Annotated in this window: 10 protein-coding genes; 1 reads left to right on the top strand and 9 read right to left on the bottom strand. The window is 72.0% G+C overall.

Going from position 1 to position 16031, the window contains the following annotated elements:
- Nucleotides 1-19: 19 nt before the first annotated feature.
- The 6 genes from NHH00_RS06550 to NHH00_RS06525 all read right to left on the bottom strand — a co-directional run bounded on the left by NHH00_RS06550 (nt 20) and on the right by NHH00_RS06525 (nt 10348).
- A complete protein-coding gene (locus NHH00_RS06550) occupies nt 20-2905 on the bottom strand; it encodes a VanW family protein (protein WP_253051067.1) in 2886 nt (961 codons plus the stop codon).
- A gap of 76 nt (nt 2906-2981) precedes the next feature.
- Entirely contained in the window at nt 2982-3431 is a 450-nt protein-coding gene (locus NHH00_RS06545) for a hypothetical protein (RefSeq protein ID WP_253051066.1), read from the bottom strand.
- A gap of 10 nt (nt 3432-3441) precedes the next feature.
- A complete protein-coding gene (locus NHH00_RS06540) occupies nt 3442-4479 on the bottom strand; it encodes a PIG-L family deacetylase (RefSeq protein WP_253051065.1) in 1038 nt (345 codons plus the stop codon).
- 13 nt (nt 4480-4492) lie between these two features.
- Nucleotides 4493-6403, bottom strand: coding sequence for a translational GTPase TypA (typA, locus tag NHH00_RS06535; protein ID WP_253051064.1), 1911 nt, complete (start codon nt 6401-6403; stop codon nt 4493-4495).
- Between the two features lie 207 nt (nt 6404-6610).
- A complete protein-coding gene (locus NHH00_RS06530; protein ID WP_253051063.1) occupies nt 6611-8380 on the bottom strand; it encodes a BCCT family transporter in 1770 nt (589 codons plus the stop codon).
- 135 nt (nt 8381-8515) lie between these two features.
- Entirely contained in the window at nt 8516-10348 is a 1833-nt protein-coding gene (locus tag NHH00_RS06525) for an ABC transporter ATP-binding protein (protein WP_253051062.1), read from the bottom strand.
- 65 nt (nt 10349-10413) lie between these two features.
- Between NHH00_RS06525 and NHH00_RS06520 the strand changes: the two genes are divergently transcribed.
- Nucleotides 10414-10992, top strand: coding sequence for a PH domain-containing protein (locus NHH00_RS06520; protein ID WP_253051061.1), 579 nt, complete (start codon nt 10414-10416; stop codon nt 10990-10992).
- Between the two features lie 65 nt (nt 10993-11057).
- Here NHH00_RS06520 and NHH00_RS06515 read toward each other — a convergent pair whose 3' ends face one another.
- The 3 genes from NHH00_RS06515 to NHH00_RS06505 form a co-directional block, all read right to left on the bottom strand.
- Nucleotides 11058-12095 (bottom strand): ABC transporter permease, encoded by a 1038-nt coding sequence (locus tag NHH00_RS06515; protein WP_253051060.1) that lies wholly within the window; start codon nt 12093-12095, stop codon nt 11058-11060.
- Nucleotides 12092-13621, bottom strand: a complete 1530-nt coding sequence (locus tag NHH00_RS06510) for an ABC transporter permease (protein ID WP_253051059.1) — start codon at nt 13619-13621, stop codon at nt 12092-12094. The genes NHH00_RS06515 and NHH00_RS06510 overlap by 4 nt, the downstream gene beginning before the upstream one ends.
- A 246-nt stretch (nt 13622-13867) precedes the next feature.
- Nucleotides 13868-15721 carry an ABC transporter family substrate-binding protein gene (locus NHH00_RS06505; RefSeq protein WP_253051058.1) on the bottom strand — a complete coding sequence of 618 codons (1854 nt, stop codon included), beginning with the start codon at nt 15719-15721 and terminating at the stop codon, nt 13868-13870.
- Between the last annotated feature and the right edge of the window lie 310 nt (nt 15722-16031).

Genomic DNA, 16031 nt, shown 5'->3' with positions numbered 1-16031 from the left:
GTGTGGTGGACCGGGTCGTCTACTCGCAGACGACCGCGTTGTCCGGCTTGTACGTCCACCGGTAGGACTCGTCCTTGACGAGCTCCCCCTCGTGGTAGACCTTGCGGTAGTTCGTGATGGAGAAGCCCGGGCTGCCCGCGGGCGTCGGCGCGCAGTCCGCGCCCGAGTGCGTGACCGTCGTCGGCTGGACCACGTTCGTCTTGCCGCTCGACGACGTCTCCACGTCGTAGTACTTGGTGCTCCAGATCGCGACGTGCAGCTCGCCGCCGCCGACCCACGACTGCATGAGGACGCCGTACGGCGTGTCGTTCTTGAACTTCATGTCGATCGAGCCGACGAAGATCGTCGCCTCGCGCCCCGCGGGGTACCGGTCGAACCAGTAGCTGTGCGGCCGGTGCTCGACGTCCTCGAGCCCCGCGAAGAAGCCCGCGTTGTACGTGGTCGTCGCCATCTGGGACAGCCCGCCGCCGACCCCCTCGGTGTGCCGGCCGCTCTCGACGATGCCCGCGGCGAAGTAGCCGCCCTCGAGCGTGATCGGCGACAGCGTGTCGACGAGCGAGAACGTCTCGCCCGGCTTGACGAGGGTCCCCGTCACCTTCTCCGCCCCGCGGCGCAGGTTCGCGGTGCGGACCGGGACGTTGGGCACCGGGGTCGAGAACTCCGAGACCTTCTCCGTGATCCCGAGGGCTTCGAGCGCGGCGACCGACTGCGCCGGGTCGGACTCCACGAGCTCGACGGTCGCGGTCCGCTCGTCACCGGAGGCCGCCGTCGTGACGGCCGTCGCGATGGCCGCGGGGTCGATCGTCGTGCCCGGCTCCCCGCCCTCGATCACGGGGACGCCGTCCTGGAAGACGAAGTGGGCGTCGTCCGCGGCGGTGAGCAGGTCGTTCGTCCGGTCCACCACCGACTGGACGAGCAGAGCCCCGTCGAAGGTCAGGGTGAGCACGCCGTCGGCAGCCTGGAAGGACGCGGCGGCCGCGAGAGCCTCCGGCGGCAGCTCGGGGCTCTGGCCGCCGACGGACACGACGACGGGCGCGGAGACGGCCTTCTGCGCCTGCGCGAGCGCGGCGTCGGTCTCCTCCTGCGTGATCGCGGGCTCCACGGGTTCGGTCGGCAGCGCGACCGGGCCGTCCGTGACGAGCCAGCTCCCGGTGATGACGGCCGGGACCTCGTCGGTCACGAGGGCCGAGCCGTCGGCCGCCGGGGTGCTCGTCGGCGCGCCGTCCACGAACTGCACCGTGCCGTCGACCGGCTCGATCTCGAGGCTCCCCCGCAGCGCCTCGACCTGGGCGTCGAGCGCCGCCTCGTCGACCGCGAGGACCGGCGCCTCGTCCTGGCCGCCGAAGAGGTGCTGCCAGAGCCTGGCCGGGCTCATCGAGAAGGCCGTGAGCTCCTCGGCGGTGGCCGCGGCGTCGAAGGTCAGCCCGGCGGCGGCCGGGTCGAGGGTCGTGCTCGCCTCGCCCGCCGTGAGCGTGACCGGCTCGGCCGCGCGCGGCCCGAGCTCGGCCTCGAGCGTGTCCTGCGCCGCCGTCCGGGTCTGTCCCCCGACGTCCACGCCGGCGACGCTCGTCCCGCTCGGGACCTTGTCCGAGAAGAACCACTGCGCACCGGTGTAGAGGCCGCCGAGCACGAGCACCCCGACGCCGGTCCACAGCAGCCCGCGCACCCAGCCGCGCCCCGGCGCCTCCTCCTCGAAGCCGTCGAAGGGCGAGGTCTCCCGCGACTCGTCGGGCGGGACGGGGCCGAAGGCGCTGCCCAGGCCCGCCGCCGGGGCGGCCGCGGGGGTCACCGTCGGGGCCGCCGCGGCCTCCGTGGCAGCCTGCGGGGCCGGACGGACGGACGTGCGGACGACGGGGGCCGGCCGCGACCACGGGTCGACGGGCGGGATCACCTGCGTGGCGTCGGCCGCCGACGTCGGCTCCGCGGCGCCGGGTGCGGGCGAGGCGGGCGCCTGCGGCGGCACGACGGGCACGACGGCCGTCGGGTCGGCGTCGGGCTCGTCCGCCGCGGCTCGGCCCACCGCCTCCGGCGTCGCAGCGGGCGGGTCGACAGGAGCGACGGACGGGTCACCCGTCACCGCGGCGGGCTGCGCGTCGGAGCCGGGCGGGGGGACGAGCACGGCCGGGACGTCGGGGTCGAACGCGAACACGCGCGGGACGTAGGGCTCGTCCTCGTCGTCGTCGTGCGCGGACGTGGCGACGCCCTCGGTCGCGGTCGGCACCTCCGGTCCCGGTGCGGAGGCAGGTGCGGGTACGTCGGCCGGCCCCTCGACCGTCGCGGCGTCGTCGGTCGTCGCGGCGTCGTCGGTCGTCGCGGCGTCGTCGGTCGTCGCGCCCGCCTCGGCGCTGCCGTCCCCGGCCGGGTCGCCCTCGGGGTCCGTGGCCACCGCCGACACGTCCTCGCCCGCGGGCGGCGCCTCGGCCGTCGGTCGCTCCGCGACCTCGGGCTCGGTCGGCTCGGCGGGCTCCGTCACGGGCGCGACAGGTCCGACGGGCTCGGCCGGTCCGACGGGATCCGTCACCGCCTCGTCGGTGCCGTGCCCGGGGGTCTCGTCCGCCACGGCGTCCGGCTCCCGGACCGGGTCGGTGGGAGTCTCCGCCGCCTGGCCTTCCGCGGCCGCCGTCACCGGCTCCGTGGGGTCCTCGACCGGGCCGGCCGGTGCCGCAGGCGCGTCGCCCCGCTCCGGCGCCGTGGACACCTCGTCCTGCGCGCCGGGCACCGCCTCGTCGACCGTCTCGGCGCCGCGGACCGCGTCGTCCTCGCGCTCCGCCACGTCGTCGACCGTCGCGGGCGCGTCGTCACCGGTCTGACCGACGGGCGCGGGCTCCTCACCGGACGCAGCGGGCTCGGGCACGGCGTCCTGCGGGGAGTCGAGTTCGGCGTCTCGGTCGGTCGGCTGACCCATCCACTGTCTCCGTGACGAAAGGCGCGCGGTCGAGCGCGCGACGACGAGGGGTGTGCGGGGACCCGCACCGCGAATTCTAGCGGGACGCGAGGGGGTCCTCGGGTCCGTCGTACCTGGTGGGACGCCCGTGCAGCGCCGGGCGGACGGGGCGGTCGCTGAACCACGAGCGCGGCAGGAAGGCGACCGCCGCGACCACGAGGAGACCCCCGTAGATCCACACGTACCCGACGGGCTCGCTCGGCACGAGGACGTCGCCGCCCGGCCCTTCGAGCGAGAGGAGCTGGACGACGACGACCCATCCGATGCCGTAGCCCAGCAGGCCGGCCATGCCGCCCCAGGCGCGCGCGAGGGTCCCCGCCGCGAGCACGCTCAGCAGGGCGAGGACGATCCCCAGCCCGCCGCCTCCGGGGAGGTCCACGCCGAGCAGGTGCGCCCGGTGCGCGACGGTGCCGACGAGCCCGACGAGCACGCCGACGAGCGCGCTCGCCACCCCGCGGCCGATGAGCCGCCCCATACCGGTCTCCACGGGCCCCAGGCTAACGCGTGGGCCCGCGCCGGACCTGGCCGCGCGGGAGAGCGGCGCCGGAGGGAGCGTAGAACTCGTGTGAAGGAACGGGCGCCAGCACGTCGTTGCTGAGGGCGTACCAGCCTAGGATGCCCGTGGGCTCCTCCTCCGCGGTGGACCCCGCGGTCGCGGCGGCGGTCACGTGCTGCACCTGCGTCGCGTGCGCGCGCATCGCCGCGAGGAGCTCGTCGAGGACGGGCGCCACGGGCACCGCCACGAGCGGCGGCAGCGAGGCGTCGGGGCGCGCGACGGGCGGGAGGGCCTCGTCCGGGTCGGGCAGGGTGAGGCCCGCGCCCGCGGCGAGGAGCGCGCGGACCGCGGGCTGCGCGGCGAGCGTCCGCCGCGCCGCGCGCACCGTGCTCTCGGGGGCGACGGCGAGCCACAGCGCCGGGACGGGATCGCCGGCGGTCTCGAGCAGCTCCAGCGCCCGGACCGTCACGTCGTGCGCGCGCACGTGGTCGGGGTGCCCGTAGCCGCCGCCGGGCTCGTACGTCGCGACGACCGCGGGACGGCGGTCGCGCACGACGGCGGCCAGCCGGGCGGCCGCCTCGTCGAGCGGGACGGCGACGAACGCGCGGGGCGGGAGCTGCTCCGTGGCGACCGCGCTCGCGACCCCGGGGGCGACCCACGCCATGCCGGAGTCCTCGAACCGGGGGCCGGCTCCGCCGTCGGGCACCGCACCCACCGTCGGCGGCGCGACCGTGTCGAGGAAGACGTGGTCCGTGACGCCGAGGGCGCCGAGCGCGCGGGCGAGCTCGCCCTCGCGGTGCGCCGCGAGGGCGGGGCCGTCGCCCTCCAGGTGCCCGACGCCGGTCGAGTGCGCCGAGGTGTCGATCACCTCGCCCCGCTCGCCGCGCGTGCACGTCACCACGGTGACCGGCTGCGCGGCGCGCGCCCACGTCGCGAGGAGCGCGCCCGTGGCGAGCGTCTCGTCGTCGGGGTGGGCGTGCACGGCCAGCAGGCCGCCGTCGGGCACGACGGCGGCCTGCGGGACCGGGGGGACGGTCACCCGTGCGGCGACGTCAGGCGCGCTTGGCGCGCGAGACCGCGCGGGCGCGCTCGGTCTGGTCGAGGATCACCTTGCGGATGCGCACGACCTCGGGCGTGACCTCGACGCACTCGTCCTCGCGCGCGAACTCGAGCGACTCCTCGAGCGTGAGGTGGCGCGGGGGGACGAGGTTCTCGAAGTTGTCGGCCGTCGAGGACCGCATGTTCGTGAGCTTCTTCTCCTTGGTGATGTTCACGTCCATGTCCTCGTTGCGCGAGTTCTCGCCGACGATCATGCCCTCGTAGACCTCCTGCGTGGGGTCGACGAAGAACGAGCCGCGCTCCTGGAGGTTGATCATGGCGAACGGCGTCACCTTGCCGGCGCGGTCGGCCACGAGCGAGCCCGTCGTGCGGGTCTCGATGTGCCCGGCCCACGGCTCGTAGCCCTCGGAGATCGAGGCCGCGATGCCCGTGCCGCGCGTCTCCGTGAGGAAGCGCGTGCGGAAGCCGATGAGCCCGCGGGCCGGGACCATGAACTCCATGCGGATCCAGCCCGTGCCGTGGTTGGACATGGTCTCCATGCGGCCCTTGCGCTGCGCGAGGAGCTGCGTGACGTTGCCGAGGTACTCCTCGGGGACGTCGATCGTCATGCGCTCCATCGGCTCGTGCGTCTTGCCGTCGATCGTGCGCGTGACGACCTGCGGCTTGCCGACCGTGAGCTCGAAGCCCTCGCGGCGCATCTGCTCGACCAGGATCGCCAGCGCGAGCTCGCCGCGACCCTGGACCTCCCACGCGTCGGGGCGCTCGGTCGGCAGGACGCGCAACGACACGTTGCCGACGAGCTCGGAGTCGAGGCGGTCCTTGACCTGGCGCGCCGTGACCTTGTGGCCCTTGCCGCCCTTGCCCGCGAGCGGCGAGGTGTTGATCCCGATGGTCATCGAGATCGCCGGGTCGTCGACCGTGATGAGCGGCAGCGGGCGCGGGTCCTCGGGGTCGGTGAGGGTCTCGCCGATCGTGATGTCCGCGATGCCCGCGACGGCGACGATGTCGCCGGGCGCGGCCGACTCGGTCGGGACGCGGTCGAGGGCCTTGGTCTCGAGGAGCTCGGTGATCTTGACGTTCTGGAGCGTGCCGTCGTGCCGGGCCCAGGCGACGACCTGCCCCTTGCGGAGCTCGCCGTTGAAGATGCGCAGCAGCGCGAGGCGGCCGAGGAACGGCGACGCGTCGAGGTTCGTGACGTGCGCCTGGAGCGGCGCGCCCTCGTCGTACGTCGGCGCGGGGATCTTCTCGAGGATGGTCGTGAAGAGCGGCTCGAGGTCCTCGTTCGAGGGGAGCTGGCCGTCCACGGGCTGGTCGAGCGACGCACGGCCGGCCTTGGCCGACGCGTAGACGACCGGGACGTCCAGGATGGCGTCGAGGTCGAGGTCCGGGACCTCGTCCGCGAGGTCGGACGCGAGGCCCAGCAGCAGGTCCGTCGCCTCGGCGACGACCTCGGTGATGCGCGAGTCCGGGCGGTCGACCTTGTTGACCACGATGATCACGGGGAGCTTCGCGGCGAGCGCCTTGCGCAGCACGAACCGGGTCTGCGGGAGCGGGCCCTCGCTCGCGTCGACGAGGAGGACGACGCCGTCGACCATCGACAGGCCGCGCTCGACCTCGCCGCCGAAGTCGGCGTGACCAGGGGTGTCGATGACGTTGATCGTGATGCCGTCGGGCTCCCCCACCGCGGCGGCGGCCGGGCCGGCGTAGCGGACCGCGGTGTTCTTCGCGAGGATCGTGATGCCCTTCTCGCGCTCGAGGTCACCGGAGTCCATGACGCGGTCGTCCACGTGCTGGTGCGCGGAGAAGGCGCCGGACTGGCGCAGCATCGCGTCGACGAGCGTGGTCTTGCCGTGGTCGACGTGGGCGACGATCGCCACGTTGCGCAGGTCGGAGCGCACAGACATCTACGGTTCTCATTTCGTGGGGTTCGAGGGGCGACGACGGCCGGCCACCTCTGCGCGCACGGCGCGGGAGCAGCCCGCCGCGGCATCACGGAGCACGGGCCGTCACCCGGGCACGGCTATCCTACCGGGTCGCGCTCCCCGCCACCATGACCCACGTCACCCCGGCGCCGCACCGTCGCTCCGCGACCCGTCGACCGGGCAGAGACGTCACGGCGGCGAACCCTTGCGCGGGCGCCGGGTCAGCGCGCGCCACCGCTCCGGCCGGTCGGGGTAGAGCTCCTCCCACTGCTCCGAGATGCTCTCCGAGACGCGCGTGGTCACGTGCTCCGTCAGCGCCGCGCGCGCCGCCCTCCGCTCGGCGCGCAGGATCGCGGCGTGCTCCGCGCGCAGGGCGCGGACGGTCGAGACGGCCATCCCGATCATGACGACCGAGAACGGCAGCGCGATGAGGATCGCCGCGGTCTGGAGCGCCTGCAGCCCACCGGCGAGGAGGAGCGCGATGGCCAGCAGGCCCGAGACGCCGGCCCAGAAGATGCGGCTCCACGTGGGCGGGTTCGGGTTGCCCCCGCTCGCGAGCATGTCCACGACGAGCGAGCCGGAGTCCGAGGACGTCACGAAGAACACGACGATCAGGAGGATGCCCACCACCGAGAGGACGTTGCCGAGGGGCAACCCGTCGAAGAGCTGGAACAGCGTCGTGTCGGTGTCGACCTCGCCGTCGACGAGCATGCTCCCCGGCTCCGTCAGCTCGCGGTAGAGGGCCGACCCGCCGAAGACGGAGAACCACAGGGTCGTGACGACCGTCGGGACGAGGAGCGTCCCGAGGACGAACTCCCGCACGGTCCGCCCGCGCGAGATCCGGGCGATGAAGACGCCGACGAACGGCGCCCAGGAGATCCACCAGCCCCAGTAGAAGATCGTCCACGACGACTGCCACTCGAGCCCGGCCTCGCCCTGGAAGGCCGTGGTGTCGAAGGACAGCCGCACGATGTTCTGGACGTAGTAGCCGAGCGACTGGACCCACTCGCGCAGGAGGAAGAGGGTCGGCCCGAGGGCCAGCACCAGGACCAGGACGACCCCGGCCAGGATCATGTTGCCGTTGGACAGCCACTTGATCCCCTTGCCCAGCCCCGACACGACCGAGATCGTCGCGAGCGCGGAGATCGCCGCGATGAGCCCGATCTCGAGCGCCGTGCTCGGCTGCACCACGTCGAGGTAGCCGAGCCCGGCCGCGATCTGGAGGACGCCGAAGCCCAGCGACGTCGCCACGCCGAAGACCGTGCCGATGATCGCGACGACGTCGATGACGTCCCCGAGCCGGCCCCGGACCCGGTCGCCGAACAGCGGCTCGAGGGCCCACCGGATCGACACCGGCCGCCCCTTGCGGTGGATCGCGTACGCGAGCGCGAGGCCCGCGACGACGTAGATCGCCCACGCGTGGACGCCCCAGTGGAGGTAGCTCTGCCCCATGGCGGCCTGAGCAAGGGCCGGGTCGCTCCCCTCGACGCCCGGCTTGGGGCTCACGTAGTGCGACAGGGGCTCCGCCACCCCCCAGTACACGAGCCCGATCCCCATGCCCGTCGCGAAGAGCATCGCGAACCAGACGGGCAGCCGGAACAGGGGCTCGTCCTCGTCCTTGCCGAGCACGATGTCGCCGAAGCGGCTCATGCCCATCCAGAGCGAGAACACGACGAACCCGGCGACGACGATCACGTAGTACCAGCCGAAGACGCCGATGACGTCGCGCTGGAGCGTGTTCATGAGCGCCGTCACCGTGTCGGTGAACAGAATGGTCGCCAGCACGAACAGCAGGATGAGGCCGGCCGCCGGGTAGAAGACCCGGGGGTCCGGACGTCCGGTCCGCGGGCTGTCGAGGTCGTCGGCGGCCGTGGCCCCGCGGGCGGGGGCGCCCGCGTCACCCGGCCCGGGCCGGTCCGCGCTCGGCGTCCCGGGGACGTCGTCCTCCGCTGGTGTCATGCGTCCCAGGCTTGCCGCGCACCCCGCGCCCGGCAACCGGAACGCCCCGGCGCGGGCCACGAACGTGGCCGCGCCGGGGCGTCGGTGTCGTCGGTCGCGCGGCATCCGCCGCGCCACCGGAGGTGGGTAGCGCCGTCAGAACCCCGCGCCCGCCGTGGGGGGTGCGCTGCGCTCGTGGTCGATGTCGTCGCGCGCCTCGGCGAGCGAGCGCTCCTCGTCCACCAGCGACGACAGCTCGTCGTTCGCGATGTCGCGCGCCGCGGCCTCGAGCAGCGCGTCCCGGGCCGCACGGCGCTCGCGCTGCGCCGCCGGGTCCGGCACGGGCACCGCGGCGAGGAGCCGCTGCGTGTACGGGTGCTTCGGGGCGTGCACGATCTGCGACGTCTCGCCCACCTCGACGAGCTTGCCCTTGTGCATGACGGCGATGCGGTCGGACAGGAGCTCGACGACAGCGAGGTCGTGCGAGATGAACAGGCACGCGAAGCCGTGCTCGCGCTGCAGGTCCGTGAACAGGTCGAGGACCTTGGCCTGCACCGACACGTCGAGCGCCGACGTCGGCTCGTCCGCCACCAGCAGCTTGGGCTCGAGCGAGAGCGCGCGCGCGATGCCGACGCGCTGGCGCTGACCGCCCGAGAGCTCGTGCGGGTAGCGGTTGCGCATCGCGCGCGGGAGCTCGACCTGGTCGAGCAGGCGCTCGACCTCGCGGCTGAGCTCCTTGCCCTTCACCCCGCGGTGGAGCATGAGCGGCTCGCCGATCGACTCGCCGATCGGCAGACGCGGGTTGAGCGACGACCCCGGGTCCTGGAAGACGATGCCCACCTCGGTGCGCAGCGGCTTGAGGTCCTTGGGCTTGGCGCCGACCATGTCCCTGCCGACGATCCGGAGCGACCCGCCCGTGACGGGCAGGAGTCCCACGGCCGCACGGCCGATCGTCGTCTTGCCCGAGCCCGACTCGCCGACCAGCCCGACGACCTCGCCCTGGTGGATCTGCAGCGAGACCTCGTCGACGGCGCGGAACGCCGCCTGGCGGCGACGCCCCGGGTACTCGATGACCATGTCCTGCGCGTCGAGGACGAGCGCGCGGTCCTGCGTCGCCGCACCGGACGGCGCGCGGTCCGTGACCGTGGTCGTGTCGCGCTTCGAGCCGAGGTGCGGGACCGCCTCGAGGAGACGCACCGTGTAGGGGTGCTGCGGGCTGCCGAAGATCTCCGCCGACGTCCCGCGCTCGACGACCTGGCCGTCCTTCATGACCATGATCGAGTCGGCCATGTCCGCGACCACGCCCATGTCGTGCGTGATGAGGATGATCGCCGCGTCGACGCGGTAGCGCAGGTCGCGCAGGAGCTTGAGGATCTCGGCCTGGACCGTGACGTCGAGCGCCGTGGTCGGCTCGTCGGCGACGAGCAGCTTGGGGTCGCACGCGAGCGCCTGGGCGATCATCGCGCGCTGGCGCTGGCCGCCGGAGAGCTGGTGCGGGTAGGCGTCGAAGCGACGCTCGGGCTCCGGGATCTCCACGAGCCGCAAGAGCTCGATCGCACGCTTCTTCGCGTCGGCCGGGCCGACGTTGAAGTGCGTCCGGATGGTCTCGACGATCTGGAAGCCCACCGTGTACACGGGGTTCAGCGCCGTCATCGGCTCCTGGAAGATCATGGAGATCTCCTTGCCGCGGACGTGCCGCAGCGAGCCGTGCGACATGCCGATGAGCTCGCGGTCGCCGAGCTTGGCGGAACCGCGCGCGCGACCGTTCGGCGGGAGCAGGCCCAGCAGCGCGAGCGACGACTGGGACTTGCCCGAGCCGGACTCGCCGACGATCGCGAGGACCTCACCGGAGTGGAGGTCGTAGCTCACGTCCGTGGCCGCGGGGTACCAGGCCTTGTCGACGTAGAAGTCCACGCCGAGGTTGCGCACGGTCAGCACGGGGCTGCCCTGGCGCGCGGCCGGGGCCGCGGGAGACGTCTCGATGGCCACGCTGATCAGTGTCCTTCCTGCTGGAGCCGGCGCTCGTGGCGCCGCGACTCTGCGAGCATGGGCGCATGGGTCCCACGCTGGTCTTCCGTTCGACGTACGGCCGAGTCCTCACGGTGGCGACGGGCGCCGTCGCCGTCGCGCTGGGCGTGAGCACGGCCCTGACGGGGGACGTCGGCGCGGTCGTGGGAGCTCTCGTGCCCGCCGCGCTCGTGACGTACCTCGTCTGGATGCTGTTCTGGCGTCCCGCCGTCGAGGTGTCCGACGGCGGGGTCGAGGTCCGCAACGTCACCCGCACCGTCCACGTGCCGTGGACCGCGTACGAGGGCGTCGAGACTCGCTACTCGCTCGAGGTGCGCTACACCGGCGGTCGCGTGACCGCCTGGGCGGCGCCCCGGTCGAGCGGGTCGGCCCGCTGGCTGCGCAGCTCTCGGAGACACCCCGTGGACCGCGAGCGGGTGGTCACCGGCGCGAACGCCGAGACCGTCGCCGAGGCCGTGACGCAGCGGCACGGCCTGCTCGTGGCCGCCGGCCACCTCGACCGTGCGGTGCCGGGCGCACCCGGCGCGCGCACGATGTGGCACGTCGTGCAGCTCGCCGTTCTGTGCGCGCTCGTCGCGGGGACGGTCGTGGTGCTCACCGCCTGACCGCGGCGCGCCGCCCTGCCCGAGAGGTCCACGACCTCTCGGGCGGGCGGCGACGACGGCGGTCATCAGCTCGCCCCGGCCTCACCGGTCGCGCCCGGCGTGGCGGTGGCGGTCGGACGTGCGACGCGCTGCGCACGGGCCATCTTGCGCTCCGACGGGATGCGCTTCTGGCGCGGGTCGAACGCGTCGCGCAGGCCGTCGCCGATGAAGTTGACGCACAGCGCGATCGCGACGATGAACAGGCCCGGCCACCAGAACAGCCACGGTCGCGTCGCGAACGCCTCCTGGTAGTCGCTGATGAGCTTGCCGAGCGAGGTCGCCGGGTTCTGGATGCCGACGCCCAGGTAGCTGAGCGCCGTCTCCAGGAGGATCGCCGAGCTCATGAGCAGCGTCACGTTGACGATGATCACGCCGACGGCGTTGGGCAGCATGTGCTTGAAGATGATCCGGCTGCTGCTCGCCCCCGCGACGCGCGCGGCGTCGACGAACTCGCGCTCGCGCAGCGAGAGGAACTCGCCGCGCACCAGACGCGCGAGCGGCGGCCACAGCACCAGACCGAGGAACGCACCCAGGATGAGCGGGTTGCTCCCCCCGGAGAGCAGGGCGAGCACCGCGCCGATGACGATGACCGGCATCGTGATGATGAGGTCGGTGAACCGCATGAGCCAGGAGTCCACGCGGCCGCGGAAGAACCCGGAGAGCGCCCCGAAGAGGATGCCCGCCACGGTCGAGATGACGCCGACGGAGAGCACCACGAGGAGCGACGTCTGGGTACCCAGCATGACGCGCGCGAACACGTCGCGGCCCGCCTCGTCCTGGCCGAAGATGTGCTCGGCCGACGGCGCACCGCCGTTGACGAGCGGGTACGTCGAGCCCTGGCCGGTCGCCTTGTAGGCGTACCAGCCGTTCCAGCCCGCGACGCCGATCGACGTCACCGCGAGCAGCACGATGCCGACGAGGACGACGAGCGCGACGACCGCGCCCTTGTGGTGGAAGAAGCGCCGCCGGACGATCTGGCCCTGCGACAGGCCCTCCACCTCGAGCAGCTCGATCTGGTTCTCGAGCGCGCCGCTCTGCGACGCGTCGTTCGGTGTGTTGCTCATGCGTTCACCCGGATCCGCGGGTCGAGGGCTGCGTAGATGAGGTCAGCCACGATGTTGGCGATGATGGCGAGGGCCGCGACGATGACGAGATAGGCCATGACGGGATCGATCTCGCCTCGTTGCAGCGAGTTCAGGAAGAGCAGGCCCATGCCGGGCCGGCCGAAGACCTTCTCGGTGATGATCGCGCCGCCCAGCAGCGTGATGACGTCGATCGGGACGATCGTCGCGAGCGGGATGAGCGTGTTGCGGAACCCGTGCCGCATGACGACGGTCCGCTCGGGCAGGCCCTTGGCGCGCGCCGTGCGGATGTAGTCCTGGCTCATCACCTCGAGCATGCTCGCGCGCGAGTACCGCGTGTAGCCGGCGAACTGGATGAGCACGAGCGCGATCGTCGGGAGCAGCAGGTGCGTGTACTGGTCCAGGACCTGCACCCAGAAGTTGCCGCCGAGGTTCGGCGTGCTGTTGCCGATCGTCGGGATGGGCCGGCCGTTGATCGCCGGGGCGGCGAAGTAGGCGGGCCACACGGACATCACCTTGTCGACGAAGATCATCGACCCCACGAGGAACGCCGTGATCGCCGCAGCACGCGCCGACACGCCCTTGTCCGGGCCGCCCCACGCGAACCCGATCCCGATGCCGACGGCGACCGTGACGACGGCGAGGACGAGGACGAGCCACCAGTTGTCGACCTGGCGGAGCACGGACTGGATCGGGAAGTAGACGACGACCCCGACGACGACCGTGGTGAGAGCGGCGTAGAGCGCGCGACGGTTCTGCAGGCCCGAGACGAGCGCGGTGATCGCGAACGCGAGGGCGGTGCCGGTGACGACGATGATCACGGGACCGAGGTTCGGCTCGGCCCACCAGCCCGAGAGCTGGAGGTAGAGCAGCGCGAGCGCGCTCGCGGCGAAGCCCATGCCGAAGACCGTCGCACGGCGTCGTGCGGTCCCCCCGAACGCGAGCGACCACAGCAGACCGATGATCACGCCGACCACGGCGATCGCGAGGATCGAGAGGTTGGGGTCCCGGAGGAAGTCGTTGAAGCCGATCGCGCCCCACTGCTTGAGCAGGACGGCGACCCAGAAGGCCGGGAGCGAGTACAGGACGAACGAGACGAAGATCGTCAGGTAGTCGAAGGTGCTGTACTGACGCAGCGCGCTGACGATGCCGACCATGACGCCGAAGACGACCGCGAGCACCGTTGCTGCGGCGACGAGCTGGATGGTCGAGATCACGGCGCCCTGGAGCAGGGCCGTGACCTGCTGGCCGGAGCGCCACGCGACGCCGAGATCCCCCTGCACGAAGTCGCCGAGCCACTTGAAGTAGCGGATGACGACGTTCGTGTGCAGGTCGAGGTCGATCGTGCGCTGTTCGATCAGCTGCGCCTTGTTGGGGTTGGTGCTGCCCTCGAGATCCATGAAGATGTACGGCCGGATCGCGGCGCTGACGAGCAGGAACATCGCGAACGTGGACACGAGGAGGGTCGCCAACCCTGCCAGCACACGCCGCGAGATGAAGGAGAACATCGGAGGTCTTACCTCGCTGGTCGGTAGGGACCCCGGGTCTGGGGCCGGTCGATTCTACGCGTGGGTCTCGCGTGATCGTGAACCGAGGGGCACGGGACGCCGCGGTGTCAGGACGTCGGGGACGGGAGCACGCGAGGACCGGGGGCCTCGACGGGCGGGCCGTCGAGACCCCCGGTCTCTCACGTCCGGACGGGCCCGCCGTCGTCCTCGCGGACGACGACGGGCCACGTCAGGCGGTCAGGGCTGTCAGCCCTCGAACGACCAGTTCCAGAAGCCGTGGAAGATGGTCGGGCTGATCGTGATCGGCTCGACACCCTTCAGGCCGTCGTTCCAGCCCTGGATGGCCGGGAACTGGAAGATCGTCACACCGAAGGCGTCCGCCCACAGGTTCTTCTCGACCTCGAGCTGGAGCTGGAACTGCTCCTCGGGGTCGGTCGAGACCTGGAGCTTGTCCAGCGCGGCGTCCACGGCCGGGTTGTTGTACTGGCCGTAGTTGTTGATGCCCGGCGTCGGCGACCAGCGGAAGTTGGCGTCCGACTCGGTGACGGCGGTCGAGGTCGACTGCCAGCCGAAGAGCGAGGCGTCGTACTGGTCCTGGCCGGACTGGAGCAGCGTGCCCCACTCGGCGGCCGGGCGGCCCGTGTCGACGATCGTGAACCCGGCCTGGGTGGCGGTGTCCGTGATGAGCGCGAGCTCGTTCACACGGCGCGTGTTCTCGTTGTTGTAGGCGAAGCGCACGTTGATCGGCGTCGCGACGCCCGCGTCGGCGAGCAGCTGCTGCGCCTTGGCGATGTCACCCTCGTTCGGGTACTCCGCCGAGCCGTTCTCCGCGACCATCTGGTCGTAGTTCGGCGAGCCGGGGATGAGGATGTTCGAGTTGCGCACCTCGGCGTCCGGGTTGAGCGGCTTGATGAGGTTGTCGACGATCGTCTGGCGCGGGATCGTCAGCAGGAACGCCTGGCGGACGGCCTTGGCCTTCTCCGCGTCGCCACCGTAGGTCGCCGGGTCGAACGGACCGCCGTTCTGGAAGACCAGGTCGACGTGCTCGTACGTGCCCTCGATGCCCGAGCGGGTCTCGATGCCGTCGAGCGCCTCGAGCGCCGTGCGGACGTCGGCGGACGCCTGCGGGCCGATGAGGTCGACCTCACCGTTCTGCAGCGCCTGGACCTGGGCCATCGGGTCGTCGATGTAGCGGACCGTGACCGTGTCGATCGAGGCCTTGTTCTGGCCCGCGAAGTCGGGGTTCGCCTTGAGCGTGAGGAACTGGTTCTCCTCGTACGCGTCGAGCGTGTACGGGCCCGTCGAGACCGTCAGCGCCGGGTCGTCCGGCATCTTGACGAACTCGAAGCCCGAGTTCCAGAACGCCGAGATCTTCGACAGCGCGGCGACGTCGTTGTTGACGATGGCGTCGCGGACGGCGTCCTTGGCCTCCTGCGCGTCCTCGATGCCGAGGGCCTTCTGGCCGACGACGTGCGCGGGGACGAACTGGTTGGTGAAGTTCAGCTCCCAGTCACCGAACGGCTTCGAGTAGACCATCGTGATGGTCTTGCCGTCGTCGCTGATCGTCGGGGTGTCCTGGATGAGCGCCACGCCCGGCGAGCTGCCGTCGAAGTAGACACCGGCGTCCACCGCGTCCTGGTTGGTGACGTTGCCCTCTTCGTCGGTCTCCGCCTGGACCGTGTTGAGGTTGGTCCCGGAACCGGCCCACTCGAGGAGGATGTCGGTCGCGTCGAACGGGGTGCCGTCAGACCACTTCGTGTCGTCCCCGACGGTGTACTCGATCGTCAGCGGGTCGTCGGACACCTTCTTGTACGTGCCGAACGACTCGTCCTGGACGAGGTTCAGGTCGGCGTCGTAGTAGTTGAAGCCCGCGTTGAGCATGTAGTTGATGACCGCGTTCTGCGTCGCGTTGCCGTTCGCGGAGCTCAGGTTGAGCTCGTTGAGGGGCGCCTCCCACGCGACGGTGACGGCGGACTCGGTGTTGATGCCGGAGTCGTCGGTCTCGGTGTTGCCGTCACCCGACGTGCCGCTGCACGCCGAGAACAGCAGTGCCCCGGTGACCGTCACCGCAAGGGCGGCACTCGTGCGCCTGATCTTCAATGTTCCTCCTCCAAGGGATGGTGGGCGCGGACGGACGGGCGTCGTTCGCCCCCCGGCCGCCCCGTCTCCCGCGCGCCCGGTTGGTGTCGGTGCGCGTGGACGGGAATGCCCACCACGGTTTGAGGCAACGCTACCCAGCAAGTTGCGACGCTTCTCCCCCTTGCCCGGTTGCTGCGGTCGATCGTTATCGAGTTGATACTGGCTGGTACGGGCGCGTCGCCACCCCGAGACGGCAGAGAAACACGCGTGAAACGCGCCGCCGAGCGAGGCGACGACGCCCGCCGCGTCTCACGATGCGGCGGGCGTTCAC

This window comes from Cellulosimicrobium cellulans (assembly GCF_024124905.1).
Taxonomy (GTDB): Bacteria; Actinomycetota; Actinomycetes; order Actinomycetales; family Cellulomonadaceae; genus Cellulosimicrobium; species Cellulosimicrobium cellulans_G.
The sequence above is the reverse complement of the archived record's forward strand: the minus strand, read 5'-3'. Positions and strand labels throughout refer to the sequence as shown.